The organism is Haladaptatus sp. SPP-AMP-3 (genome assembly GCF_049568665.1).
Classification (GTDB): Archaea; Halobacteriota; Halobacteria; order Halobacteriales; family Haladaptataceae; genus Haladaptatus; species Haladaptatus paucihalophilus.
Window position 1 is genome coordinate 572058 of sequence record NZ_CP145901.1, and the last position, 26337, is coordinate 598394.

General features: G+C 46.6%; 20 protein-coding genes. 11 read left to right on the plus strand and 9 right to left on the minus strand.

Annotation, left to right across the window (positions count from 1 at the left end):
- Window positions 1-49: 49 nt before the first annotated feature.
- The gene (locus V5735_RS22705; RefSeq protein ID WP_423746929.1) at window positions 50-2026 is read right to left on the minus strand and encodes a DUF2206 domain-containing protein; all 1977 of its coding nucleotides are present in this window, start codon (window positions 2024-2026) and stop codon (window positions 50-52) included.
- A 625-nt stretch (window positions 2027-2651) separates the two neighbouring features.
- On the opposite strand from V5735_RS22705, the gene V5735_RS22710 reads away from it, so the two are divergent.
- From V5735_RS22710 to V5735_RS22720, 3 genes are all read left to right on the plus strand, one after another.
- Entirely contained in the window at window positions 2652-3467 is an 816-nt protein-coding gene (locus V5735_RS22710) for a hypothetical protein (protein ID WP_423746930.1), read from the plus strand.
- Window positions 3468-3623: 156 nt separating this feature from the next.
- Window positions 3624-5072, plus strand: coding sequence for a flippase (locus tag V5735_RS22715; RefSeq protein ID WP_423746931.1), 1449 nt, complete (start codon window positions 3624-3626; stop codon window positions 5070-5072).
- Between the two features lie 98 nt (window positions 5073-5170).
- Window positions 5171-6328 (plus strand): glycosyltransferase family 4 protein, encoded by a 1158-nt coding sequence (locus V5735_RS22720; RefSeq protein WP_423746932.1) that lies wholly within the window; start codon window positions 5171-5173, stop codon window positions 6326-6328.
- Between the two features lie 87 nt (window positions 6329-6415).
- Here the strand turns inward: V5735_RS22720 and V5735_RS22725 are convergent, their stop codons facing one another.
- Both V5735_RS22725 and V5735_RS22730 read right to left on the minus strand, forming a co-directional pair.
- Window positions 6416-8047 carry an alkaline phosphatase family protein gene (locus V5735_RS22725; RefSeq protein ID WP_423746933.1) on the minus strand — a complete coding sequence of 544 codons (1632 nt, stop codon included), beginning with the start codon at window positions 8045-8047 and terminating at the stop codon, window positions 6416-6418.
- On the minus strand, window positions 8044-8292 hold the full coding sequence (locus V5735_RS22730) for a hypothetical protein (protein ID WP_423746934.1): 249 nt from the start codon (window positions 8290-8292) through the stop codon (window positions 8044-8046). The genes V5735_RS22725 and V5735_RS22730 overlap by 4 nt, the downstream gene beginning before the upstream one ends.
- Window positions 8293-8464: 172 nt before the next feature.
- Between V5735_RS22730 and V5735_RS22735 the strand changes: the two genes are divergently transcribed.
- Window positions 8465-9853 carry a sulfatase-like hydrolase/transferase gene (locus V5735_RS22735; protein WP_423746935.1) on the plus strand — a complete coding sequence of 463 codons (1389 nt, stop codon included), beginning with the start codon at window positions 8465-8467 and terminating at the stop codon, window positions 9851-9853.
- 99 nt (window positions 9854-9952) lie between these two features.
- Here V5735_RS22735 and V5735_RS22740 read toward each other — a convergent pair whose 3' ends face one another.
- Complete coding sequence (locus tag V5735_RS22740) at window positions 9953-12292, minus strand: hypothetical protein (protein ID WP_423746936.1); 2340 nt, start codon at window positions 12290-12292, stop codon at window positions 9953-9955.
- 568 nt (window positions 12293-12860) lie between these two features.
- Here V5735_RS22740 and V5735_RS22745 point away from each other — a divergent pair.
- A complete protein-coding gene (locus V5735_RS22745; protein WP_423747231.1) occupies window positions 12861-13277 on the plus strand; it encodes a metal-dependent hydrolase in 417 nt (138 codons plus the stop codon).
- Between the two features lie 88 nt (window positions 13278-13365).
- On the opposite strand, the gene V5735_RS22750 is transcribed toward V5735_RS22745, so the two are convergent.
- Complete coding sequence (locus V5735_RS22750; protein WP_423746937.1) at window positions 13366-13734, minus strand: helix-turn-helix transcriptional regulator; 369 nt, start codon at window positions 13732-13734, stop codon at window positions 13366-13368.
- A 245-nt stretch (window positions 13735-13979) separates the two neighbouring features.
- On the opposite strand from V5735_RS22750, the gene V5735_RS22755 reads away from it, so the two are divergent.
- From V5735_RS22755 to V5735_RS22770, 4 genes are all read left to right on the plus strand, one after another.
- Window positions 13980-14321: a hypothetical protein gene (locus tag V5735_RS22755; RefSeq protein WP_423746938.1), complete on the plus strand. Its 342-nt coding sequence runs from the start codon at window positions 13980-13982 to the stop codon at window positions 14319-14321.
- A 791-nt stretch (window positions 14322-15112) separates the two neighbouring features.
- Complete coding sequence (locus tag V5735_RS22760) at window positions 15113-16219, plus strand: hypothetical protein (protein ID WP_423746939.1); 1107 nt, start codon at window positions 15113-15115, stop codon at window positions 16217-16219.
- A 76-nt stretch (window positions 16220-16295) separates the two neighbouring features.
- Complete coding sequence (locus V5735_RS22765; RefSeq protein WP_423746940.1) at window positions 16296-17771, plus strand: hypothetical protein; 1476 nt, start codon at window positions 16296-16298, stop codon at window positions 17769-17771.
- Between the two features lie 47 nt (window positions 17772-17818).
- Window positions 17819-19207: an AAA family ATPase gene (locus V5735_RS22770; protein WP_423746941.1), complete on the plus strand. Its 1389-nt coding sequence runs from the start codon at window positions 17819-17821 to the stop codon at window positions 19205-19207.
- A 461-nt stretch (window positions 19208-19668) separates the two neighbouring features.
- On the opposite strand, the gene V5735_RS22775 is transcribed toward V5735_RS22770, so the two are convergent.
- On the minus strand, window positions 19669-20187 hold the full coding sequence (locus tag V5735_RS22775; RefSeq protein WP_423746942.1) for a DUF7342 family protein: 519 nt from the start codon (window positions 20185-20187) through the stop codon (window positions 19669-19671).
- Window positions 20188-21278: 1091 nt separating this feature from the next.
- Here V5735_RS22775 and V5735_RS22780 point away from each other — a divergent pair.
- On the plus strand, window positions 21279-21797 hold the full coding sequence (locus V5735_RS22780; protein ID WP_423746943.1) for a hypothetical protein: 519 nt from the start codon (window positions 21279-21281) through the stop codon (window positions 21795-21797).
- Window positions 21798-22096: 299 nt separating this feature from the next.
- Here the strand turns inward: V5735_RS22780 and V5735_RS22785 are convergent, their stop codons facing one another.
- Window positions 22097-22486, minus strand: a complete 390-nt coding sequence (locus V5735_RS22785; protein WP_423747232.1) for a VanZ family protein — start codon at window positions 22484-22486, stop codon at window positions 22097-22099.
- A gap of 133 nt (window positions 22487-22619) precedes the next feature.
- A complete protein-coding gene (locus V5735_RS22790) occupies window positions 22620-23132 on the minus strand; it encodes a hypothetical protein (protein WP_423746944.1) in 513 nt (170 codons plus the stop codon).
- Window positions 23133-23939: 807 nt separating this feature from the next.
- Here V5735_RS22790 and V5735_RS22795 point away from each other — a divergent pair.
- Window positions 23940-24605: a hypothetical protein gene (locus tag V5735_RS22795; RefSeq protein ID WP_423746945.1), complete on the plus strand. Its 666-nt coding sequence runs from the start codon at window positions 23940-23942 to the stop codon at window positions 24603-24605.
- Between the two features lie 774 nt (window positions 24606-25379).
- Here V5735_RS22795 and V5735_RS22800 read toward each other — a convergent pair.
- Window positions 25380-26072, minus strand: a complete 693-nt coding sequence (locus V5735_RS22800) for a hypothetical protein (protein WP_423746946.1) — start codon at window positions 26070-26072, stop codon at window positions 25380-25382.
- Window positions 26073-26337: the final 265 nt, after the last annotated feature.

The following is a 26337-nucleotide window of genomic DNA, read 5'->3' on the forward strand; positions in this document are numbered from 1 at the left end:
TGATGTAACTTAGGACCTGTTTATATTTATTGTGAAAATATCATTAAGGCTACGTACCGCTGGGATTCCGTCTCGAGTAGTTCCCTTTCCGAACGTAATATATCTTTGTTGACCCACTACTGTAGAGCTTGGTCAAATTCCCCCGTACTGTATGATAGAAATCTGTTTTCTTTGGTCGAACAAATCCACTCTTTTCCTTATGCCAAAGGGGTTGATCACTCATATAAAAATATGAATTATTATGGACTACGGAGAATTTTGGATAAATTGGCTCTATTTCGTGCCGGTATTCGATCTCGCTTATTAGCAGTCCGTCTCGACTATTAATACGCTTTTTCCAATTATATACCGCGAGCGGTAATTCTGGATTACGATTTGTGTCCAACCAGTTTTTTGCTGCTACTTCGTTATTTTGGTATGTTGGCCAGTCAACATCATCACTGAGTGCAATACCATAACGTGGTACTTGCGCACCCCCGATTATAAAGGCCGCTCCAGAGCTAAACAATAGTAACAAACACAAGAATAGAGCAAATATTGAATGAAATTCTGGGATAACGCTTTGGTTTTCCTGTCTAATACGTTGTATATTTTCCACCAATAGTGTGTATAATGAATAGAAACCATACACCGCGAAAGGTGCCACTAATACAAACGCAATACTAAGAATACGATCGAATCCTATAGAAAAAGGAGCGATGACCGACGTACACAGGAAGGCGAAAACGATCAATGAAAAAATCGCATAACTATAGGCTTGAGTTGGCGATCGTTTTTGATAGAACTCATATACTGTTCTTAGTATGCCAATACCTGTGAATCCAACAGCACAGATTGATAAGACCATATATATCGCCCAGTAAACCGATTTGACTGTTCGTGACGCATAACCAGCTCCGCTTCGTGCTGATGAGCTTTCCATAATTAAGTGGATGACGGCGAAATAAGCGGCTAGAACTACACGTACTATGTTCACTCCTTTTGCCGTATAAGTGAACCAGCCGACCCAAAATATCGAAAGGATGAGCAAAATTATCGGGTTCGTGAGATCGTTGTGTTCTCTTTTGGGAATCATCTTAAGCCAACTCAAAATATTATATACTATAATTGTCGCTGACAAGAATAGGATTGATAACAAGCTCACTGTATAGTGGGAGGTGACTAATCCAATCAAAAATATTACTCCAAGGATTCTTCGATGGATGTGGTCGGTGTTAGAATCTAAAAGCACTAGTAACAACAAGACCAGGTACAATTCTCCGAATGCTTGTTTGCTCGGCATAACTTTGAAAAAGCCATAATAAAAGATGAGTAGGAATGGTGCTAGTGTTGCAATGTATTCGGAATCAAATTGCTGCCTGGAGATGTAGTATATGGAAACTGGAACAAGCGCAAAGAATAATGGGTATACTATCTTGAATATTGAAACAATTGGTATCCCTAATAGGTTAGATAGTGTTGTCGATAGTAGTGTTATCATTAAGAGTTGTATAGTTTCTGTTTGCATTGTTGGACTCCATTGGCTAGTATTTTGGATCAGTAATGCGGAATAATATTCGACGTGTATGTCCCAGCCCCACAAATGTTCGGTAATTAACGTTGTATGGTAGAGAACGGCGAGTGCGACACAATATATAGCAATAGGTGCGACTCGTTTAGAGACGGCTTCTGATGATATTAATAGTGGGGTGATGGAAAGTAAAAGTAGCAATATCACCATCGGTTCTTTCACTCCTGTATTACGAAGATAGGCTGCTATAGAAGCGAATATTGGGAGAAGAAGGAATAGTAGACCTGCTCTCACTTCTCCAAATTTCATATTTGATGTCTTTCTGAATCCCTGGTTGGTGTTTTTATTATAAATACGGTTGATGGTATATAGTGCTATAATACTCCCTGCAAACACTAGTTTGAGGTTTTTTGGATTCAATGGGTGAGCGATATCTATGGCTGGTAGAGCGTAATTCGCAAGTACAGCGATTCCTATATCAAACACTAAACTCATTCCCACGCTAAGAGTTACCATCTTCATTCCGCTACACTTGTGTGACAAAATTTTCAATATGAGATATCCGGGTAGGAAACTGACTAGTAGTAACCCAATGGAAGCATGGGTGGACAGTAATAAAATATTATTATCGTTCTGGGGTTGTGGTATCAATAGTGATAGAACTAGTAAAAACAGAACAACTTCGGTTCTCCTTTTCAAAATCCAATTCCCGATCACATATTCCAATCCATTGCCAAATTTCACAACACTTACCCCCGTTTAGGATCGTTGTTGTATTATTATTTTCCTACTATAAAAAGTTCATAGATGGCGTTTAGACGATACCATTCAAATCCCATATCATATATTATTTTATTTATTGTAGCTTAGCCAATCTACACTATTTATACAGATATTTGTTTTGTAGGTTCAGATGAAACATTAACTAATTATCTCATTTTGCTGTTAGTGTATTAAACATATGGGGAATATTTATAATGGACCAGTATCGACTGAAAATGTGAGCGAGAAATACAACATTAACAATCTTCTTCGTGTCCTTAGATCTCCAAACATACTCCGAGGTGAATTTGCCCGTTGGGGAATGCGATTGAATCAGTGGTATTACCAACGAACAGCGAGTAGTGGAGGTCTCGATGTAATGGACCAGGAGTGGGACAATCTCATCATTCTTGACGCATGCCGATACGATTTGTTTAGTGATTCCAAAGCATTTGATGTCTCTGCAAGGAGAGTACAATCACGTGGTAGCGGGAGTGTGGAGTTCATGGAAGAAAACTTCCATGGGAGGACACTTCACGATACAGTGTATGTATCTGCAAATCCATTCACTGACAGACTTGTCGGTAAGGGGGTGTTTCATGATATCGTTGATATTTACAACACTGGATGGGACGAAAATCTCAAAACGGCACGTCCAGAGACGGTGGTCGAAGCAGCCATTGAGGCACATGATCGATTTCCTAATAAAAGACTTATTGTTCATTTCATGCAACCTCATTTCCCGTTCATTGGAAAACAGGGACAAAAAATCGATCATAAAGGTATGAACAAAGGTTCCAGTATTGACTATGAGGAAGAAGGAAATAACAGATTTGCGATTTGGTCGCAACTCCAGTTCGGATTCGCTGATGTATCTATAGAAGAGGTTTGGAATGCGTATCGGGAAAACCTCGAAATCGTTGCTCCGCACGCAGAATCACTTGTTTCTTCATTAAATGGTAAGTCAGTAATTACAGCTGATCATGGCAACCTTGTAGGTGAACGGGTTTCTCCCTTACCAGTGAGCTTGTTCGGCCATCCAAACGGCCTTCCAATTCCAGAACTGATCGATGTCCCATGGGCTGAGTACCCATTTGAAACTCGTCGCGAAGTTCTTGCAGAACCTCCAGCTGGAAGCACATCGGTTGAGCAAGATGTAATCGAAAACCGTTTAAATGATTTGGGATACATGTGAATATACCATTAGCTCACAGCGGCAAACTAGACCACGAATTATATGCGAATACCCACAAATTGTCAAAAGATCACTGCACCTCCCATACATTTTACCATTCGATGATTGTTGGTAATAAGATAGCATTGATTATGCCGCTTGAGAGACTTGAACGCAGTGAATAAAAGTATTACCTCACTTGCATCAATCGCATTCATAGGAAAATTACTTCGTCGATGTGGGGAGTTCGGATTGTTAGTGCTCATCGCTCGGGAGCTCGGAGCGGCTGCACTGGGGGTTTACTCGCTTGCTCTTGTCTTTCTTGAAATCGGTGGACGTATGTCCCAACTAGGGATGAATGTTACCGTCCTCAAATTCATACCGGAATATTTGCAAGAAGATGATCAAGATCATCTTTTTGGATTAAGTGTTCTTGCAGTTGTTACTCCACTCGTTATTGGGACATTCGTTGCCGGGACACTCTATATCTTGTACCCGTGGATTATAACGAAATTAGATACAAGCAATGGGGATGTACTCCGGATTTTTTTCCTTGGTGTTCCCTTGTTTGCACTTATTTATATTCTTGAAGCGGTGACGAGAGGGTTTAAGGAGACAAAGTATTCCGCATACATTCGTGATATTGGATATGCGGGTTCTGCATTTGTCATTGGTGGCTCTGCAATACTTCTTCGACAGTCATTGTATTCTTTTGCGCTCGGTTATCTCTTTGCTCTCGTTTTAAGTGTCTTCCTCGGAATCTACTACCTCTATCGTTTACTTCCCACTGCACGTTCGATCACTCCAAAATTCGAAATGAAGAAAGTATATCAATACTCATTCACAGTAATGTTTGCGGGAATTGCGCAATATGTGATGATTTGGACTGATGTTCTCGTTATTGGGTGGTTCAAATCTGATGCCGTAGTAGGACATTATGAAGCTGCATTTCAGACTTCTGTTCTTCTGTCGTTTGCTCTTATCTCGGTGAACGCTATCTTTCCAAGTATCGTGTCTGATCTTTACCAAAGGAGGGAGTTTGATGTGTTAGAGCAGACGTACCAGTCGATTGTGAAATGGGTATCGAGCTTGACTTTGCTTGCGGCCTTGTTTATGGGGATATACGCTCAAGAAATCCTCTCCATCTTTGGGACATCGTTTGAGACAGCAACAGAGATACTGATTGTTCTTATCTTCGGTAGAGTAGTTCTTTCAGCAGCTGGACCGTGCGGCTATCTACTTTCTATGGCCGGTCAAGAACGACTTGAGACCACCAACGTCATCTTGGTAAGCATTCTCAATCTCTGTCTGAATGTGATTGGTGTCACGAATTACGGAATTCTCGGTGCCGCAGTTGCAACCACAATCTCCGTGTCGGTCTTAAATCTGCTTCGCGTGATAGAACTATATTTCTTATTAGATATAAATCCTTTTTCAAAAAATTCATTATATGGTTTCCCGGTTGTTATCGCTGGAGCAGCAACAATGCTTATTATTCGTGGCACATTTGTCAATCCACTCCTTGATCTGGTTTTTAATGGCTCTGTCTCAGCGATTGTTTGTCTCATCATTTGCTGGAAGATATCCTTCACCAAACATGATGAAATAATAATCTCATCCATATAGAATATAATGTGCCAAAATATAAATTATATTTGATTATATTTAATAGATGCTGTCTTTATAACCAATAAATTTTTGAGCGAAGAATCTATTTGTGAACTATGGACGTTGTTTATTTGGTTGGTTCAAACAAAGGTGGACTTCCACATTACGCCGCGGAACTAGCCAATGCAGTCTCAAAAGATGTGAACGTTACCGTTCTAAAACCTAAAGAAGAAGTTGATGATAGTCTATTTAATGAACCGGTTAGTATTATAAACGCGTTTGAGCCTACTGAACTCTCGGTGGTTAATATCTATAATCGAGATTTTCAACTGAGGAAAAATATTGCAGGTATGGCCTCCTTTAACGAAATAAAATCAATACATGATCTTGATCCTGACTTAGTCCATATCCCAACCGGCATGTTTCCGCACGTCAAGTTATTCACGTGGTATCATGATATCGCAGAATCCTATCCGACGGTCGTCACCCGGCATGAATTATTATCAGCCAACCCATCCCTAAATGAGCTTGCTCGCTTCCCTGTCATCGCACAGAATTTACTGAATTTTGTTCTTCCAAACCCAGACATCGATCACACAGTTGTTCATACTAATAATAATAAGGTGACCCTCACCCAAAAGGGAATGAAAGAGACCGAGATCTCTGTGATCCCACATGGTGCGTATGATATGTTCTCTAAATATGATTTTGAAGAAAAACCAACTGAGAAGAATACAATATTATTTTTCGGGAATATTGTCCCCCATAAAGCGTTAGATTTGTTAGTCAAATCGGTGATACAATCAAAGGAAAAAATCCCCGATATTAAACTTATTATTGCTGGAGATGGTAAAATCCCGACCAAAACTCAGCAGATTATTGATAATAATCCTCAAAATTTTGAGGTCCATAACGAGTTTATCCCTAATAAGAAGGTTGGAGAACTATTCTCAAGAGCAAGTGTTGCTGCCATGCCCTATAAGGAACAAGGGGGAAACAAGGGTCATAGTGGAACACTCACGATTGCGTATTCATTCGGCGTGCCTGCGGTAACGACAAGCGCAGGTGATTTTGGTTCGTTAGTAGAAAAGGCTGAAGCTGGTATAGTAGTTCCTCCTGGCGATATAACTGCATTAGCTCGCGCTCTGATTCAAATCTTGTCTAATAATGAGCGTAGAAAAAGAATGGCTGAAAATTCGAAAGCGATGGCTGAAAGATTATCATGGGACAACATTGCAAACCAGCATGTTGAACTGTACGAGTCCCTCATTTGATCAATGTATGGTTTCGTCCATAATGATAAATATTGGGTGGGTATTAAACTAGAAATCCATTAATTTGGCACCTCTGTCTGCGACGTATTATTCCGAGGTGGGAATATCTTGAACGACTGATCTTATAGCACGCTTGGTTTGGACTTTCCCCCTATATGTGTCTGTTCTGGATTTCCTTGAGGAAGTGAGTAAATCGGAACGAACATCTCCATCCATCTCATTAGGAACTGAGACATCGAGGAGGTGGAAGATGGTGGGGGCAAAATCCTCAAGACTAATCTCCACATTCGTACTGTCCCCAGCAGCTGCTCCCCACATATAAAAAATGCCATTCATTTCCGCTTCGGACGTATGACTAAACCATTTTTGAGGTTCAACTAAGAATTGGTTCGTTTTCATTGTCTGTGGGAACTTCAATCGGTAGGTGGGCTTTGGTATACATACTAAGTCGGGTCGCGATTTGGTAAATTTCCCATCATATACGTCTTCACCATAAAGAACTGCGTCAAGTATCTTTTCTCCTTGCTTCCGATTTGTCATTGACAAAAGATCCTGTTTAAGCTCCTCTCTAAATTCTTCGCATCTACCTTTTTCAATTATGTCCTCATTAATGAATATTTGTCCATCACCTGCGACGGTAAATGCCGTAGTAGTAGACCAGTCAATATCATCTTGTGAAATAGTGAGAAATTTAGCAAAATCAAATTTACTTTCCTCACTATTCGATCGAGCAACGGACAACTTGATTCGATCGTATAGATTTGTACTTTTAAGCACCTGTTCAACGATGTCAAAGACATAGTTGTATGATATCTTTTTAGCGATTGTTAATATATTGCTGTTCAAATGTAGGTAATCATTCTGGTATAGCCATGAATTCAGGTTCACTGCATTATATACTGGTCCATGCCCGTGGTCGGATAACACCATTAACATATCCTCCTCGTCCATCTGTTCTATAAGCCATCCTATGAACTGGTCATAAACTTCGAGCAATTTGAAAGGAGAGTCTCCATATTCTTCGGCTAGGTTCTTTTGATATTTGGGGTGGTCCTGATTCAGAAGATGGCCAATCTCATGTAGGAATATGTCTGGGGCACTAAAAATCAGAATCATTACTTTCGTAGGGTGGTTCTTGATCAATCGTTTAGAAACCTCGACTCTGTTCTTTTCAATGTGAAAAAACCTTTCGATATATTCACTAAGAGAGTCCGCTCCATCTCCCGGTGTATATCCAGTGGGTGGTCCTATCTCAAAGGCGTCTACCTGGTTAATGATCTCTTCTTGCAACTCCTTTGGGTAGGTGTACTGACCATTATTTGGAGTTGTTATATGATCTGATATGTGAAAGCCGGTAGTTTTAGATGGAGGATACCCCGGCATTACATTCATAACTCCTGTTTCAATGCCTTTTGCATCGAGGTACTCCCACATTGGCACGGAGTTCGAACGGAGATGTTCTGATGTCGCAAATTCAATATCGTGGTCATTTTCATTCTTTAGAATGAAATTATAGATTCCATGATTTCCCGGATTCTGGCCAGTCGCAAAGGTACTCCATGCCATCATGGACAATGGGGGTCGTGTTGAACGTGTAACACCATCTACGCCTTCCTTTTTGAGCTGCTCTAGTGTTGGGAGATTACCTCGATCTATTCCTTCCTCAACCAACCGAGGTGGTACCCCATCCAAGCCAATTGTGTAAATTTTTCCACTCATTCAACGTATCCTAGTTGTTTCAATCTATCTTGAACTGCCTCATCGTCAACGGACTCTTTAGTTTTCATTGGGGATCTTCCCTGAAGTTCAGTAGCTGTTTCTGATAGGACATATTCTATTAGTTCATTTCCACTATCAAACCCATCGAGATTTTCTGCCAATGTTTTATACTTCGAGTACAGTGAATCCGAAATAGAAATCTCTGGCATACTACTAATATTCTTTCTCCAGATATTTGTATCCATCGAATGAGGTTGTGGTATAATTGTAATAAATGGGTACAAACCATTCTTGTACATCATCAATATTTGTGTATATATAAAAATATTAAAATAAAGCGGGTGGATTGGAGGCATTCAAAACCAAAAAAATCATATCTCCATCCCCTTTACTAATATTCAAGAAGCTAATAATCAAATGGCTAATCGAAATATTATCCTACTAACTCTAGACGCAGTTCGAAAAGACATTTTTGATGAATGGTCTACAAGAATACAAAAATATTCTGACTTATCCTACCAACAAGCTCGTGCCGCCTCGTCATGGAGTGTTCCGAGTCACGCGAGCATGTTTAGTGGTAAATTACCATCTGAACATGGTATTCACACATATAATCGAGATATGAGTTCGATTCCTAACCGAATCCAAACCAACCTTCCGAACGATTACCACTCGATCTGCATTAGCTCCAATATTTATGCAAGTAGTGCATACGGTTTTGACGAACTATTTGACCAATATATTGAGGCTCCTCGGTATCAACCGTATCCCGATGGTCTAAACGCAACTACGTATTTTCATGAGAGTGATGGGTCAGGGCTTGATTTGTATTTGTCTTTTTTAAGAGATGCGTTTTCACACGACCATTCTGTTAAGAGCCTCGTTAATGGTGGGTTTTCCTTGGCAAAGGCCGCTTCGATAGGAAGACCCATCCCTGATCCTGTTGATGATGGTGCTAAGCTTATTACGCGTGAATTAACCCAATTACTTAAGACGTCTGAAAAACCTGTCTTCGCCTTTGCAAATATGATGGAAGCACATGCTCCCATGAGTCATTTTCATGGAATGGAGCGCTGTGACAACGTCCCTCTATCTTGGAGCTCCTCGAATATTGATTATTGGGATTATGTCTACAATCGCGATAGTCATTCCGAAGATATCCATAATTATAGAAACCTATACAAGTCGAGCGTTGCATATCTTGATAAAATAGTTGGCGATTTTATCCAAGATATTAAAGATATAGATGGGGACACCACAATAATTATAACTTCTGACCACGGGGAAAACTTGGGCTATGATTGTGAAGAAAACAATTGGGAACATAAAAGTAGTCTTTCAGAGGCACTATTACATGTCCCATTTGAAGTGGTCAATGCACCCGATAACGGAAATGAATCAGCATTCATTTCTCACCTCGATTTACCAGAGTATATTGGCGCTATTGCCGATGATCGGGTTGCTGCGATTGAACGTAAAGTTGTCCCTGCGGAAATCATGGGTATGAGCGCAGGACCGGAACCGCCCTCCGATGCCGAGAAGTGGGATTTAGCTCGACGCTGTCTCTATGTGGAGGGAGAGAAATATGAATGGAGTGAAAACGGCCGATGTCAATTGATAAATCTCGATGCGAGGCAACCATCGTGGCAATCGATAACAAACCGTGATGTGTCGGTTCCTAAAGAGAAGGAGGAAATATTTGAGGAAAATATTCAATCAGCCGCAAAAATGGCTGCACAAGATTCAGGGGAGATTAATGTGGATGATGCGACTGCAGCAAGGTTAGCTGACCTTGGCTATTTATGAAAAAATTACATTTAATGGTCCTTCCCTCCTCAATGCACTCAAATTTAATCCTCTATTAGTTTAGCGAAATAATATACACCTAAACGCATATGAATGGACTTATACTAGGTCATCGAAAACAGCGTATCCTATAGATTCAGCAACATGGCCCCCTTCTGCATCGACACTCTTTTCTTCTTCAATTTTAACTTCAACGCCACTTTTAGATAGATTTCGATAACGTAGGTTTGCAACATCGCTACCGTTGTAAGTTTGGATATTAGCAACAAAATGTGGTGTGTCGTATTCCTGATTGAAGCTAATATGAGTCCATTGTGTAGTGACTCTATCACTTGTTCGTTGCACTTCGAAGGGTATTCCATTCATTTTACTTGTCACTTTTGGTAGGGCAATATAGCCAATATTCTCGTAGGTATGACCACCTCCCGATTCTTCCTCCTGAAGTTGTACTTCAAACGATTCATTCGTCACGTTTCGTAGTCGTGTGATAATCGGAGCAGGGCCATTGAATGTTTGCGATTGTGTTAGTATAATCGTGGTTTCTGTGTCAAAAAAGTCATCCAGTGATACAGAAATGAAATTATGTTGGGCAGATACACTTCCAGCTTTCATGCGATATAGAGTACCGTTGGCCAACTCCAACTTGTATTCGTTCGCTACCATTGAGAGTGTGTGGAATGTCTCGCTAACGTGCGAGCCATCAAGATACTCCCATTCTTCGAGTTTGAATTCGAAGCTGCCATCGGTGACGTTTCGCAGGCGGACATGCGCTGGTTGACCTCCATTGAATGACAGTGGCTTTGCGATAACGACACTATTCGGTTGCACAACCGAATCCGCTTGCTTCCACTGATCTCTGCTTTCCTGTACACCACTGGTAATCGTGTCCGTCATCAGAACTCCCTCTGTTCCTGGATTGTACACATCTCCATCAACTGTCCAAATAGCTGGCCCGTCCGCCTCCGTCGAGACGATGCCACCAGTCACATAAAAGGCATAGGCCTTCCCAGCTGGGACGGTTCCAGTGGCAACCTCCGAATTCGGCGGCCGTTGCGGCCCGCCGTCCGGCCCCCATTCTGTCGCTATCGTCACACCGTCGTTACCTGCCGGCAGGACGTACTCTCCTGCCGTAATCTCGAACGTCGCCGGTGAGTTATTGCCTTTATTATCGACACGAACGAGTTGTGCATTCTCCATCGGTATCTCTCCAAGTGGCGGTGGACTCGGCAACGGTGGCGTCGTATCCGGCTGTGCAGGATCGCCATTGATGGTCATCTGAGATTCGACATAACTGGAGTTTGTTTGCGGACCACTCCCACCTAACACTCCAGATACCGGTCCCCACATATCCGGCTCCTGGCCGATGTAGATGGCATACTCCGAATTGTGGTTGTTGGTGACTTGCACGTCTTCGAGTCGCAGATACTCGAGGTTCGCGGGCGTGCCGTCGTACGTCGTGGCCTCGTACGTGTATATCGCGTCGTGATTCTTCGTCGAATCATAGCTGATTCGGACCCGCCGGACATCTATTTCCTGGCACGGTGCTACCGCCGTGATCGCTCCGCCGCAGCTGCTATCCAAATACCGATGGTAGAAGTCGCTGTCGGCGATAGTAATCCTCCCATCGTAGCTGTTGATGCCGTCCGACGGGTCCGCCGGTACGTTCGCCTCCACGTTCACGCCGCGTTGGAGCGACCCACCCGACCACGCCTGTATCGGATGTCGGGCATCTTTGATCGAGACGCAGTTACGAACCTCGCTGTTGCCACCGAGTCGCATCCCGCTCTGTGAATTTCGGACGAAGCTGTTCAGGATTTTCATGCCCCCTTCCGGCTTCTTTGCGTAAATAGTGTTTTCTCCCCAGTGTTCGAACCAACAGCGGTTGAACGTGAGCAATCCCTTCCCAGATTCGACGAGGATTGCACGCCGATTGCTCGCCTCATCCGGTGCACACGACCCCTCGTGAAAGTAGCAGTCCTGGAGCAGCCCACGTGTTCCGTCTTCGGCTGACAACCGGAAGTACGTGCGCGCATCGCCCGAATCGTTCGACCCAACGTTATCGTCAGTGGCCGCTCGCACGTGCCCGCGCGTAATGAGGCGTCTCAATTCCCAGTTTCCTGAATTGGAGTTCATCCGCACGAACGGCGGGACCGCTGTGTCACGCATGTCGAGTTCGAAGCCATCCAATACGAAGCCTCGTGCGTAGACGTCGATCCACGGTAGGTCGTCGCCCGACCGTCCGGGAACCAGGCGTGCACCGTTCGGCGCGATGAGTTCGAGCCGGTCAGTCCCCGACGGGACGATGAGTTCGTTGAGTTTGTAGGTCCCTGTCGGAAAGATGATGATCGTATCATTGTCAACCAGATTCTCGAGAATGCCATCGATGGCGTCCCCCCCGGTATCGTCCGCTCCTTGTTCGACGATGTCGTAGGTCGGCATTCACATCCCTTCCTTCGACGAGTTCCTGCAGTCGATTTGATTGCTCGAGTGTTCCCTGATCTCTACGGTACTTTCCGATTGCTTGTTCCCGAGAACTGTCTCGGCTTCTCTCCGATTGCTCGTGCCATCTACAAACCCTCTTCGCACAATGGTTTTACTCATATATAGATCAATTATAATGCTCGTACAGATTATTATGATGGGTCTAAAAGAAAAATATAGATAATTTGTAAATAGAAACCCCTCCCTAACAAAGTAGTCTATCCTCTATTATTAACCAACAGAAAGGGGTAAACAACAGGTCTGGGATGCATACGGAGCTGAACTCGGCTCATCAGTAACGGATTACAAACGTATTGCACGGAGAGTTAATCGATTCTTCATGCAATACATTAGCGGTGATATAGGATCGAATTCCCATTACCGTCATTCACAGGGAAACCAATAGGATGTTTTATTGGAGTCTTCCATCACCAGTTCGCACTGCTGGGTTGCTCGTTTTTGGCTACTCTTCGTTGAACCGCTTCCTGATAATGACCACTGGATACCTGGACTCTCGCACCGTGGAGTGAGTCACTCGTTGCTGACCGCTGGCATTGTTGGATTCTTGTGTGCCGGTTGTGGTTGGCTTCTTGGACGGTATCTCACTGTCCCACTTGCACATTGGTTACAGACGGCTGTCTTTCCAGCGACCAATATCACAGTAGTTGTAATCGCGACTGAGCAACTTGCTACGCTCACTCCCGGAACGCTCGTTGAACTCGGGTTTGTCATCGGAGTTCTTGGCGTCTGCGTGCATCTCGCTGGCGACATCATTACCGTTAGTGGTATCCAGTCGTTCCTCCCGTTCTCTCTGCGGCGGATCTCACTGTCACGCCTTCGTTCGGCGAGCACACTCGCGAACACTTTCTTCTTGTTACTTGGCATACTCGCGATGGGGACTGTCATCTTCGCACTCTCTCCGTTCGCGGGAGCCTTTCTGTAAGAGAATCAGTCTTGACTCAAGCCCTATCGTAGACGGTGATGTGACCGACCGAGAGAGCGACAATCAGCAGTGAGAGGTGTTTTGATGGCTACTCCGGCGTCACAATATCGTGCATGAATCGGTGATACTCTTCGACTGCCCAGTCACCACGACCGACAGTCGCATACGCGTTTCGTCGCTTATCGCTTGCTTTCGTCTGCTTCGAGATCAGCCCTTTCTCAACGAGTCGATCGAGACCAGGATACAATCGGCCGTGATTGATCGGCTCTGGATAGATGTCTTCCAGAGCTTCCTGCAAATCGACGCCCTCAGCAGGTCCTAAGCGGTAGATGAGACACAAGAGGTGTGCCTGAAAGGCAGTGAGATCAGTCGGGAGATTATACGACGCAAAATCAAGATCGGATTTGTTCTCATGTCTGTCAGCAGAGGTGTCTTGGTCAGGTTCTGAATTAGTCATACTGGAGTGACTAATCTCCGCTACTTAAATCCTACTATAATATATAGTGAATAATCAATGTGGAACGCGCGGAAGAATACGGGACCAACGTTTGTCTTTGCTGGGAGAAGATGAGTCTCGACTATCGTGATCGTCCGAAACCATCTTCAAAATGAGTCCAGATTGCTCCTCCACGCCAGGTAAAATTCAGTATATTATTCATAAGGGCTAAAGTTTTTATCACGGGGAAAAGAACGAAACCGTGTATGCACGTCCCATTCCGCCATCGAATTACGTCTCTGGTCACTGCCCTGCTCGCATTCGGTGTCAGTACTGGTATCGCCGCCGCGCAACAAAGCGAGATCAACAACTCGCTCAGCGAGATCGAACAATTCGTCGCAACCACACTGGGCCAAATCGGAGTCATCGTTTTTCTCGTTGGCGCAGCGCTATGGTTCGTCTCAGGGCGGAACGCGAGTCGCACACAGTGGGGCTGGCGTGCTCTGTGGGGTGGTGCTGGCATGATCGTGCTCTCGGTCAGCTATAATGTGTTCGTCACGCTCTTCGAAAACCTCGCTCCGGGGATGATCGTCCCCCCGTTCTTCTAACGACGGTGGGCTAGTTTCGTCTCCTGTATATCATCGCCCGACCATCGCCCTGAGCTCTTTCCCCACAAATGCCACCACTCTCGGACACACGTCTTCGGCCACTCATTCTTGGACTCGTCGTCTTGCTTCTGCTACTCGGTTCATTTGCCACTGGCGTCAGCACCAACCAACCCGCCAATGCTACTGACGTCTTCGTCTCTGATGATCCAGACCCCAACATCGGTGCACTACCACCGTTCATTCAACCAGACCTCCGTACGATCCTCCAGTCTCCGAATATCTCCGCAGCAAATGCCAGTCGCGCTCGTGATTTCACGTATTCAACGTCCCAGCCATCCCACAAAGTCGGGCCTGACAATCAGACGCTTGCCGAGTATCGGCGCACTAATCTCCAGAACCTTCCGCACAATCGCTCGACGAGCGTGTGGTTCCCTGATTCGAATCGCTCGAACGGCACTGTCGTCACGAATGCGCATGTGACGATCCTCGGGACGCAGAACGGCACCCAAACCCGTCTGGGGCGAACGAACACATCGTCACAAAATCTCTTCTTGCTTCCCCGAAACGGGTCTATTCTCGCCTCGCTCGATTACTCGACGGCGATTCCAAATCAAACCTGTACAGTCACGAATGGCACGAAAACCTGTCTCGACTACTCCGTTACGAGCCAGTCTATCAATCGGTCACTCAGAATTGGCTCGCAAACATGGGCTACTGGAGAACCCTTACAAGAGGCCGAAGCATCGCGGCCGCTCACATACAAGAACGCACAGGCGACCGGACGAACGACAATGGTCGTGAAAGGGACGATCACAACGCAGTTGGCCATTCACAAGACCGTCTCAATCCGGACGAGTTCGGGATGGGAGCGGACAAATGTGACCTCGAATACGACTCTCCTTTCGCATACTGTTCGCGATGCAGCACCCGTCGTGATCACACCGAACCAGCAGTTCAACGCAACGCAAACACTCGTCACTGACAACGGCGAACTCAAACGAATTATTCTCCACCTCGACGGGCCAACGACCGTCAATACTCGTCGACACTGGAGTTATGCGTCGTTCAAATCAGGGCAGATGCGCCTCGAGAACGTATGGGGCGTCTACTCCCAGCATCGATATCAGAATGCAACGATCGGCACCCAGCGTCCCAACACGACGCTCTCACTCAATACATCACAACCGTTAGTTCCGCTCAACAGGTCGGTCAATCGCTCCTCGCCACTCAGTACGACCTCACAGAGAACAGTCCCGCCACCGGACGTCCTCGAAAAACAGCTGATCGCCGTTCGAAGCAAGCCAGCGATTGCTCGTAAGAATTCACAGACTGCGTCGACGGCAACTGTTAGTCGCGTTCGCACCGTTCCGCTCGCTCCAAAGGCAGCACCGCTCAGACCGACCGTCAACCTCTCATCGGTTCCACCACGGGCGTCCACTCGTGTAGTCATCACGAACGTCGATCAGCCACTTACCACGCTCTACGATATCCATGGCGATGCGATCCAACTGAAAACGAGGACTGTCTCCGAACACCCGGTTTCGCTCACACTCACGAAGCAGGGTAAGAAACACGTTCGGATCAAACTCACCGACGCACAGACTGGGAGCCCGGTCCCTAACCAATCGATCTATCTCCACGGGGCCGTCCAGGGACGTGTCACCACCAACAGTGACGGGATCGCTGTCGTCACGCGTGATGAGAGTGCTGTCGAGGCCACGTTTCGCGGTGTCGCCAACGATTCACGAGGGCTCTACTACGCCCCATCGCACAATCAGATTCGATTTGCGCCGACTCCGTTCAACATCTATAGTGCACTGGTGGCATTGAGTAAAGGATTCGTAGCTGTCATCGCATTCGTGCTATTCTATCTCCCATTTCACTATCTCCGTCGATAATAATTCAGAATATCTAAGAAAATATTTTTACGCGATGGTATTGATATACAAGCAAACACCATCTTTTTGACACCCAATGATCCCCACCCTCCACTCACACGGCACAACCATCGTTCACAGTGTTCCCAAGCTCGTAGTCGACGCCAGCCATCTCCCGGCAGAGATGACGTCATTCGTTCTTGCCGCTGGGTTCACCGGGTGGATTGCGGATCTGTTCACCTGGCTCATGACGAAGCTCATGGGCTTTGTGGGCCTGTTGATGTCGGGTGGCGTGTACACCTTCTTGGTGTTTGATAGCCCCTATACCGATCCGCAGTACCTCCAGGCGTTTGACCACCTGTTGGGTATTTTTCCACAGTTGCTGGTGGTCGTGGTAATGGCTGGCTTTGCCTCCCAACCATTTTCAAAGAAAGCCGACGTCGATAGTGTCATCCTGGTTTGGAAGGCACTCAAGGCAATTATCTTTGTTGCCGTTGGTCGCCAGCTCATGCATTTCGGCCTGCTGCTCGTGAACGCGGTCATCGCCTACATTTACCCGAACAGCTATGGCGCATTCGGGACGCAAGTGCTCAAAACCGGGATGGAGGGTGCAGCCGCTTCAGCAGGTGTCGTCGCAGTCGGCATGGTAATTTTGAGTGTAACCTCCATTGCTGGAATTCTCCTGTTGTTTGCAATGCTGGTGATCCGGGAGTTCCTTTTCGTCGCGATGTTTGTGACGCTGCCGATTTTGGCGGTGATGCTCTATCTCGACTTTGGGCCATTCGAGGATTCAGCGAAAGCCGCGAAGATGTTCATTAACGCGACGCTCTCGCTGTTTCTCGCAGGGATCTTCATGGCTGCCCTCATGTATGTTGGCGCTGCCGCGATCGGTGCCACTGGATCTGGCACAGCTACACATACAGCGGCCACTGCAGGGTCGGATCCTGGTTCGTTCAATGATGTGCTCGAGTCGTTCCTCTTCTGGCTGATTGGCTTGGTCGCACCTGCCGTCTATGGGCTGAAAACAGCCATGTCCTCGGGTTTTGTCCCTGGTCGGATCCGCAGTCGGCGGAAGCGGACATCTCGACGTCGGTCGTCGGCATCAGCAGGTGGGTCGCAGGAGTCGAGCCGTGCCAGTATCATGAAGCAGGCACGCTTTGGTGGGAAGCAAGCAGGTAGCTATGCAGGGTCTAAGATGGGCTCTCTTGACCAGCGTCTCACTGGTGGAGCGGTTAGGGGAAGTGTCGGTAAAGCCAGTTCAACTGTTGGAAGCGCAAAAAGTCGTGCTGGATCCAAAATTGAAGGGCCCAGAACAGAGCAAGGGGTTGAATTCATGAAGAAAAAGGGAAAGCGAGCAAAGAGCGGTGGGAAGCGTGCTGCAAACGATGCTCGTGTCGGCACAAATTTTGCATTGCGAAATCTTGATCGCTCACCCCTTGACTGGGCAGAAGCTGGTCTCGGTCACTATCGTGAAAATCCAGTTATAGACCCATCCGAGAATGGATCAAAAGCAGATCAAAGCAGGTTGAACGAATGGACCGATTCATCTTCGGAGAAACGGGGAACCAAATAACCTGGCTCACAGAACGCACTTATCACGGGGGAAAACTAAGATAACTCATGGACGGTCCAGAAAAGATAACGTCCACCGCAGCGCAGAACAATCGCTCACGCGATCCCAAGAGACTTACTAGAATTGCGCTCTCGACACTGATTGCCTCGGTGTGTTATTTCCTTGTTCCAATTGGATTATTACTGGTCACAGGTGAACTCGCCTCAACTGTTGGTATACTCATCCCAGCAATTATCGGGGTATTTGCTATCTGGACTATTCCAACTCTTGTAACCTCTATAATCTATGACCTCACGAACCAGGTAGCTCGATTGGATCCCCAAGACATAGATTCTGGATGGATTCTTGGAGAAGTTATTGGACTAGCTCTACTAACTGGTGTGTGGTTTCTTCCGCTTTGGACCCATCTTTCCCCACAGCTTGCAGGTGTTTTGCAACTCTTCCGTGTTGCTCCCATGCTTGACGATCCATGGTTGATGGGTCTTAGTTGGATAGCATGCATCCCAATACAGTTAACGAGCTTTTCAGTAGTCCTCGGCTCGGATGAGGATCACTCCAAGGAGACCGTGAAACAGCGATCACAATCCCGAGATGGTAGCCAACAGGATAGCCAATCCACGGAACGACAAGAGCAGAGTCAGCATCAGAATCACAACAAAGAGACGATGACGGATATTCAGTCTGATTTCACATTTGGCTGGGAGTCAGCACCCACCACGAGGTTTCGCGATGTTGGGGGGATGGACACCCTCAAACGCAATATAATGCGGTCAGTTCTTCGCCCGCTCTCACACACCGATGCCGCCTACGAGCGGTTCAACGTCTCGCCACCAAACGGCATCCTCTTGCATGGCCCACCTGGTACCGGAAAAACACACTTCGCCCGGGCGATTGCTGGCGAACTCGGCCATCCATACCTCGAGTTGAGCGCTGGTGATATCAAAAGTCGGTGGGTGAACGAATCCACTGAGCAAGTCAATCAGTTGTTCAATGAGGCCGAGCAATTCGAGCGCTGTATGATCTTCGTCGACGAGATTGACGCACTCCTTGCCGGTCGTGGGAACGATCTTCACCGTGAGCATGCTCAAGTCGTCAACGAGTTTCTCGCACACTTGGACGATGAAGACCCGAGCTTTCTGCTTATCGCGGCGACAAACCGCGCGGATTTGCTTGATGAAGCCGCTACTCGCCGAGGACGATTTGATCAGCAGTACGAGGTGGGTCTGCCTGACAAAGAGGCACGGGAACTGATTTTCCGTGTACGACTTCGTGAACTTCCATCAAATCTCGATGACGACGATTATGAGACGCTTGCTGAACAGACAGCAGATCGCAGCGCGGCGGATATCGTCGGGATGGTCGATGATGCTGCGATGCGTGCGGCCGAACGTGACGCTGAGGCGATCACGAAAGACGATCTTCTCGATTGTCGTTGACAGAACTCACCGATGCTGGAGTACCGTCTCTAACCTATCAAGAACCTCCCACAGCACCCGCACAGGATGCTCACTTCCAAATGCCACTGCCTCATACATATACTCCTCAGCAGGTGCCTCTCGCTCTTGATAGTGCTCCCAGCCATTCACATGCGGATTTGGCTCGCAATGCCACCCGCAATCAAATCCCGAGGGTTCACTGTAGTGAAATGAAAACTCGGCTCGTTCGGTTGGAGTCTCTCCGGCAAACCATCGGATTGTGAACGACCCTGACCGAGCCGATCCACCAAACACCGTTGGATCAAGCGTTGCTTGGACACGCGTGAACTGTCCATCCGGAACGCCGCGTGCCTCAGTCACGCCTGGGTGTCTGCCAGCGTTTCTTCGCAGTTCGAGCAGTATGTCGTGTGACGCCTCTCCAGCATCATACCCACCGTCAGCAGCGAACATTGGCAATCATGTTAGGCAGGTGCGGGCGCTGTGCCCGAGTAATCCGAGTAGTGTTCGATCGCATCCTCGATAAGGCGCAGTCGATACCGGACGATATCCCAGTCACTCGCGACCTGCCGTACTTCTCGTGTCTCGGCAGCTGTCTCTACCTGCGCAGCCATTTCACGGAGCCTGTCTGGGGAATTGGCATCGTACTCATGTTGCCATGATTCGATTTGCTCTTGGAGGTCAGCACGCAACTGGATGAGATCATCGCGATCGCGGTCATCCAGCAAGTCACGGAGCGCCCGCATCCGCGTGTAGAGCGGATCAGGCTGATAGAGCGTTGCCTGCTCACCCGAAACAGTCTGGAGGACGTTCATATCGACGAGTCGCTGGAGATGGTCACGGGCAGTATTTCCAGCGACCAGGGCTTCCTCGGCGATCCAGTCGGCGGTGCGTGGTTGGGAGAGTGTCACGGCAATCGAGCGAACACGGTCGAATGCACTCGTGTTTTCTCTCCACACGTCGGTTCCCGGTGCGTCAGTCATACTCGGTAATTGGTTGTGGAGTGCAATAATTCTACCGAGAGTGCAACTATCTGCATCTTCTGTCGATCAACTAGATGTCTTCGGTACGGATAATGAAGTGAGAATCAATAGCTCACCGACCGCTCGGTGCCCGATGAGTTCGCTTCCGTCCGAAATTTTTCAGAGTTGAAGATGTTACTGCTTTCGGATCGCGCTGATTCGTCGTTTGGACAGGAGAGAACGCGCGGGACAGGTTAATGAGAGAGATGGGTTTACAATCGTCTAACCCGATGAAAACGAAGCATGACAGCAACGACTCGCGATCGGCCAGAATTTGACACCGTGCAACTCACAATCGAGCCAGCAGAAGCCCAAGAACTCGTTGAACAGTCATTGAAGGGATTGCGGTCGTCAGTCACAGAGGACGGCATCCTCTTGCGCTCGTCTGATGGAATGTTAGTCGCGATTCTTCGTAACGACTCACCGTCCGATGAGCAGCACCGAACCGAACTCGCGTATCGCGTTGCCCCACCGTCGGAACTCGCAACACGAAGGGGGAAAAAGATATTCGAGAGTCTCGAATCACACCGTACCTGATAACGGGGTAGCGGCGGGAATGAGCAGCAGCGGATATCGTTGGGATGGTCGATGATGCTACGATGCGTGCGGCCGAGTGCGACGCCAAGGCGATCACGAAAGACGATCTCTCCATCGACAAGGACAAACAAGAAGACTGAACCTGATTTTCTGCCGGTTAAATCCATAAGCGGAAGTAACCAACCCCCGGGACCCCCACATCAATCTGTGCGTAACTCGTAGTGGAATTGAATCAATCGATCTTACGTCGAAACAAGAGATTTACTGTGATACATCTCAAAATTCGGTATTTTCGGTATCCTTAGCGGTTCTATCTTGACTTGGTTTTCTCTTCAGCCGGAGAATATACTGTGTCACTGCAATCCAAATTTTTACTATTTTATTCCCAGAATTCTTGCCGTTCTCATTGGAATCAGTATTCTCGTGTTTCACCATCTAATAAGGGTGATTGACATAGATAATGTGGTAATAATAGAAACAAAAATATAAAGTTCAATGTCATCTATCCGTTGAATATGCCATTAACGCCCTTCCATCTCGGGATTGGTCTATTCCTTGGTTTAGCATGCTACCGCTGGCTTGACTTTCCAACACTTTGTGTAGGGACCGTAATTGTTGATACCCGATCAATTGCGATTTATTTTGGACCATTTACTGGCAACCTCCATGGTCCACTGCACACCTTAATTGGTGGAACGTTCTTAGCTGGCGTGCTTGCTGCTGCCATGTTCAAATTAAAACCATACTGGAACCTAATTGCTGGTCCAGTAGGATTAGCACAGAATCGATCGATATCTAAAATCTTAGCCGCCAGTATAGTGGGCGTTTATACTCATCTTATACTCGATGCGATAATGCACTCAGATATGCAGCCGTTCTATCCTTTAGAAGGAAATCCGTTATATGGTGCACTGTATCTTAGTGACCTCTATGTCATCTGTTTCTCTGGTTTTCTGTTTGGATTTCTATTGTACCCGATCCATGTTTATCGGTGGAAAAGGGGACCCATACTACGAAAATTTAGTAGCGAGTGAAAAATGAACACGGATCTCTTTTATCTCATTGCGACGTAGCGATATCTTGGGAAGTTATTTCCTCTTTAGCACCAGTCGTGCCACCATTTAACGTATGTTCCCCAGCCAAGGTTGGGCCAGACGTAGCTGGCGATCGCTGGATTTGGCTCCGGTCCCTGAGTTTTAAACGACCAACTTCCATTGTGTTTTCGGACGAGTGCCTGACGACGGAAGGAACTAGTTAAACGCGAATTGGTTAGTGACCTTCCTCAGTCCAACACTCAGTTCCTCCGAATTCCTCGGGAAAGATGGCTCGATACTTATGATATTGTAGAGCGAAATCGTGTGAGCCATGGGTCAAGCCGAGTAGCGAGAAACGCACCGACGGTCGCACCCAGGATATCCGCTGCCCAGTCAAAAATCGAGAGGTCGCGGCCGACAAACCCTTGGATAATCTCAACCCCACCACCGTAGAGAGAAACGGCGACGATGCTAAGAACTATCGTCGTTACCCACCGGTCTCGTGGGACAAGAGCGAAGGTTACTGCTCCAGCTAAACAGCAATACGCGAATGTGTGTGCGTATTTGTCTCGACCGATAAGTCCAAAAGGACCAAGCATAGCCTCTCCCGGCCCGCGTGGAGCGACAGACACCAAGAGAATGACAACAGCGAGAACAACTGCTGGCAACCAGCGAACCCGATAGCGCATATGGATATTTAGTGCCAAGGGAAGTAATGTTTTTCGTCATGACTTTATCCTCAGAACTATAGCCATGAGAGACACTGACGCTGTGAGAAGTCTGCTCAAGTCCCTTAGGCGTGAAGCATAAGAAAGTGAAAGGTCATAATTGCCGCCGGGTCGCAATTGCTCCAGCGAGCGCTGGGAAACTCCCAACCGCAAGCCCGCCAATCACGACTGCCCACCCCATAGGGAGTACGGGGACTTGCACTGTATTGCCGAGGAAATCACCTCCATAGGCGATGACTGCTAATACGAGGTTGAAATAGAGGAACCGGAGACCGATCAGAAATGGAGTTAGCGAAACCCAGCCGGGGATGTCAGTAAAGAGCGGCTGTACCCATCCACCACGGATCAAAGCTGTTCCGAGTACCATTGTTAGCCATCCGATCATGGCAGCGCTTTTGACCCCGCCAAATTCGACTGCGGTAGTGACCATGATGACATAGAGCAGTGGAATGCAGGGAACGGAGATATCGGCAAATGCATAAACGGTGTCGTCGATGAGGAGACCAAGGCCGTCTTTTTCGACAGTTGTGAGGGTGCCATGGCCGCTGAATGAGCGTCGGGTGTTGGTCTCTGCTGGTCGAGGGGTGCGTCCTGGTGGACCAGACATGGTATTTCAAACTTCTCTGTACGGTAATAAAAACATTCAGGACTGCTTGGGTTCTCTCACTTGCCTGTACACAAATCAGACACTGGATTGTCGATTTGGTTCGGCTATCCCGAACAATTCTGGGGGAAGAAGTCCGATTTCTGGGGTTTCGACGCGTTTCAAGATGCGTGATTGGTTCTATAACCAAAGTAGAACGTGCGACGGTAGCGAGGTTGATTTCTCAAATGTGCCCGATTTCGGTGATTGACTTCCTGTGGGCAGTACAGGCGGCAGTGACGCCCGCAATCCGCACGCAAAATAAAAGAGAGGCTTTGTTGAAATCCTTGAAATATGATAGGAACTGCGTACTGAATAAAGAGGATGTATGCAGCACTGCAACTGTGCTCTATTCATTATTGAACGGCAGTATTGAGCGTTAGAATGCTCGATCGTAGTTAACGCGAGGTGATCAGTAACTGGGTATGCAAGACGTGCTCTGATAACAGTCTACTTCTATTGATTGTCCGAACAAATTTGTTCAGTGACCACTTGAAATACCTATGGTTAACCACCACGCATCACACTGACCGTAGAAGAATTCTGGAGGTTTGGGCCGTTTTCCATCGTTTTCCCCTTCTGGACAGCGGAAAGATCTATTGGTGCAGTGAATTCGTCACGGAATGCATCGGGAACTATCTTTTGTTTCTCAGCTAATACCCACATATAGGACTATTAATCATTATGAATTTATAAATATGCTTCCATCAGGTTATAAAATTAAAATGTTTATACATAATGTTTATATAGTTAAGGTACAAGTCAATTTATATGGTAGAAAACCAAACTACTAGTCGACGAAAATTCATCCGAAAAGCTGCCGGAGCAACCGTTTTTGGAACTGCTGCTGTCGGTGCAAGTGGTGTAGTAAGTGCGTTGAAACGAAAAGTATCTGTAGGTACCCTTGGCAATCAATCCTCCCCTGCAAGAATGCATTACAAGTTGTGGACGACAGGAACTATTCAGCCTAATGGTAGTCTTGAATCGAACGACGGCGTTTATAATAGCGGTGGAACCCATTATGCCCATGGTGAAGTTAAAGAGGGAACGGCTGTGGATAAATACACATTTAATGGACATGTGAAGAAAATAGTTGTGTATACTATTACTAGCGACTATAATACGTACGTGAGGTTTGATATTAGTGGGGATCTTGATTATGGTGGACACGATCGGCTTGACTTTATAGGTTATAATGGTGGTATATTAGATCAGAACAAGTGGGGTGTACGGGGAGATAATGCGGTTTTCTCGAAGCCGGGTGATGGTTCACTAGAAAGTAATGACATAATTGATAAACGTTATGCACGGGGGGCTTGTTACGATGGTGGACACGATCATGTAAATATGAAAAATGAATTCGAGAGGATAGATCTCCTTTCAGCTTTTGGTAGTACAAAGATAGAAATGGTTAGATATATGCATAGTGAATGGTGATAGATTGGGAATAAATAAAAGAAAATTCACCTATGCAAACGTTTACTTATAGATGATTTTCAGCAATAGTATCCTGGTTTGATACGCATTCCAGCGGTAGATGTGCGCCGCGGTACTAAGTCCTGGGAATAACTGCGGGCCAACTCTCGTGTATTTAATTCCCGGAATACTAATCACTCTTATCGGAATCAGTCTTTTTGTGTTTCAGTACCGACGTAATCCGACCGATTCGACAGAAACGAGGGTGTGAGAAACTTACGCTCTGAAGTTGGTAGCGGCATTCATCGGCTGCTCAGAAACATCTTCGTTGGAAGCCCGATGCATCGATTCGTGACTGACGTCGGTTTGTGAAGGCCTCGTCAGTCGGAAGTATGATTGTTTGAATATCTAATGAGTGTAGAACGCAAGGCAACGGCGACTTCTCGATTATCCTCACCGAGTACATTTGTAGAGTTGTAGGACTACAGAGGACGGTAAGTCTCGCGAACACCCCACATAGGACCATTGAGTTAGTATATGATACTAACTAAAATACCGTTGTGACTCAGAACGGCCTATAATTACAAAACGGCGAATAGGTGATTAAGTTGACATGTCTCAATTCATCATGTAGCTGCTCTTCTGCCTGATTTGATAAGCGGAAGTAGACACACCCCGGGACCCCCACATCAATCTATGCACGAACCGCAGTGTGGTCGAGATAATCGACGATCAGTGAGAATCGTTAGTATAATCTACTAACCCATCGATATGGCTGTTCGTGACGTGTGTAGCTCAGAATAAGGCATTCTCGATATCTGGATGATCGATATGCGCTTTGATTCTCGAAGAGAGGTTGGAAATCGGCGTAGTATGAATTTTCTCACGGATTCGTTGCCACTCGTCGTGTCGCCGGAGCACATACACCGGAATCTCTTCTACGCCAAGGAGTTGTGCAATTACGAGCCTATGAAATCCCTCAGTCCAGTAAATTTCACCAGATCGTCCTATCAATACCATTGGTTCTAAATCATGGATATAGTCTGCATCTTCTGGATTGGTGTAGACCGTTCCCTTGTTCGGTCGAAACCCTTCCTGTCGTATATTCTCAAACAGCTCATCGATCTCGTGACAGTTGGTCTGCTCGAACTCTTCAATACTTTCGCTGCCACGATACTCACCGTGTTCGTTGATTCGATCTTTGGCCATTTCGTAGTAGTCGGTTTCCTCCCAGTCCGCTCCATCCTCAAATCGTTGTCTGAACCCACTGTAGGCTGCGATTTCACTCAATAGCGTCAAATTGCTCTTATCGTCCCACTCGCCCCCTCGTACTCTCCCGAGTCCCCATTTCATCGAAATAACGCTAAAAAATTCCACGTCTAGTGGGTTCACCCGAAGCATTTTCCATGGGGTCGTTGGCACGTCGTACCTTTTTTTGTTAGCGAAGGTATTCCATGCGGTATAGTATCGGAACCACTCAAGTCCCATCTACTACACCTCCGAAACTGTCTATTAGGATTATGTTCTTGTGTCGGAACTGGTTTCGAGTTGAGGCCATAATCTCCCCATTGAGCCCCTTAGCCAAATATTCTATCAATTAAATTAAACCAATTAACTTTATATCTCGCGAAACGTATCTCTAAACGAAGAAAATCGCGTGCTAGCTGTCGTTGAATTCGATACACGAGTTCGACTGCTCCGAACGATCAGGCGAAAAGCAGTCTAGTTTTTAGGACTTCGACCTGTTTGGCAC

Bases quoted from the DNA above. Each gene is read 5' to 3' on its own strand.
- V5735_RS22725 (WP_423746933.1), bottom strand. From the start codon at position 8,047: ATGAGTGGAAAAATTTACACAATTGGCTTGGATGGGGTACCACCTCGG.
- V5735_RS22775 (WP_423746942.1), bottom strand. From the start codon at position 20,187: ATGACTGACGCACCGGGAACCGACGTGTGGAGAGAAAACACGAGTGCA.
- V5735_RS22760 (WP_423746939.1), top strand. From the start codon at position 15,113: ATGGTCGTGAAAGGGACGATCACAACGCAGTTGGCCATTCACAAGACC.
- V5735_RS22770 (WP_423746941.1), top strand. From the start codon at position 17,819: ATGGACGGTCCAGAAAAGATAACGTCCACCGCAGCGCAGAACAATCGC.
- V5735_RS22795 (WP_423746945.1), top strand. From the start codon at position 23,940: ATGGTAGAAAACCAAACTACTAGTCGACGAAAATTCATCCGAAAAGCT.
- V5735_RS22780 (WP_423746943.1), top strand. From the start codon at position 21,279: ATGCCATTAACGCCCTTCCATCTCGGGATTGGTCTATTCCTTGGTTTA.
- V5735_RS22785 (WP_423747232.1), bottom strand. From the start codon at position 22,486: ATGCGCTATCGGGTTCGCTGGTTGCCAGCAGTTGTTCTCGCTGTTGTC.
- V5735_RS22730 (WP_423746934.1), bottom strand. From the start codon at position 8,292: ATGGATACAAATATCTGGAGAAAGAATATTAGTAGTATGCCAGAGATT.
- V5735_RS22710 (WP_423746930.1), top strand. From the start codon at position 2,652: ATGGACCAGGAGTGGGACAATCTCATCATTCTTGACGCATGCCGATAC.
- V5735_RS22740 (WP_423746936.1), bottom strand. From the start codon at position 12,292: ATGCCGACCTACGACATCGTCGAACAAGGAGCGGACGATACCGGGGGG.
- V5735_RS22735 (WP_423746935.1), top strand. From the start codon at position 8,465: ATGGCTAATCGAAATATTATCCTACTAACTCTAGACGCAGTTCGAAAA.
- V5735_RS22750 (WP_423746937.1), bottom strand. From the start codon at position 13,734: ATGACTAATTCAGAACCTGACCAAGACACCTCTGCTGACAGACATGAG.
- V5735_RS22765 (WP_423746940.1), top strand. From the start codon at position 16,296: ATGATCCCCACCCTCCACTCACACGGCACAACCATCGTTCACAGTGTT.
- V5735_RS22720 (WP_423746932.1), top strand. From the start codon at position 5,171: ATGGACGTTGTTTATTTGGTTGGTTCAAACAAAGGTGGACTTCCACAT.
- V5735_RS22755 (WP_423746938.1), top strand. From the start codon at position 13,980: ATGCACGTCCCATTCCGCCATCGAATTACGTCTCTGGTCACTGCCCTG.
- V5735_RS22800 (WP_423746946.1), bottom strand. From the start codon at position 26,072: ATGGGACTTGAGTGGTTCCGATACTATACCGCATGGAATACCTTCGCT.
- V5735_RS22705 (WP_423746929.1), bottom strand. From the start codon at position 2,026: ATGGTAACTCTTAGCGTGGGAATGAGTTTAGTGTTTGATATAGGAATC.
- V5735_RS22790 (WP_423746944.1), bottom strand. From the start codon at position 23,132: ATGTCTGGTCCACCAGGACGCACCCCTCGACCAGCAGAGACCAACACC.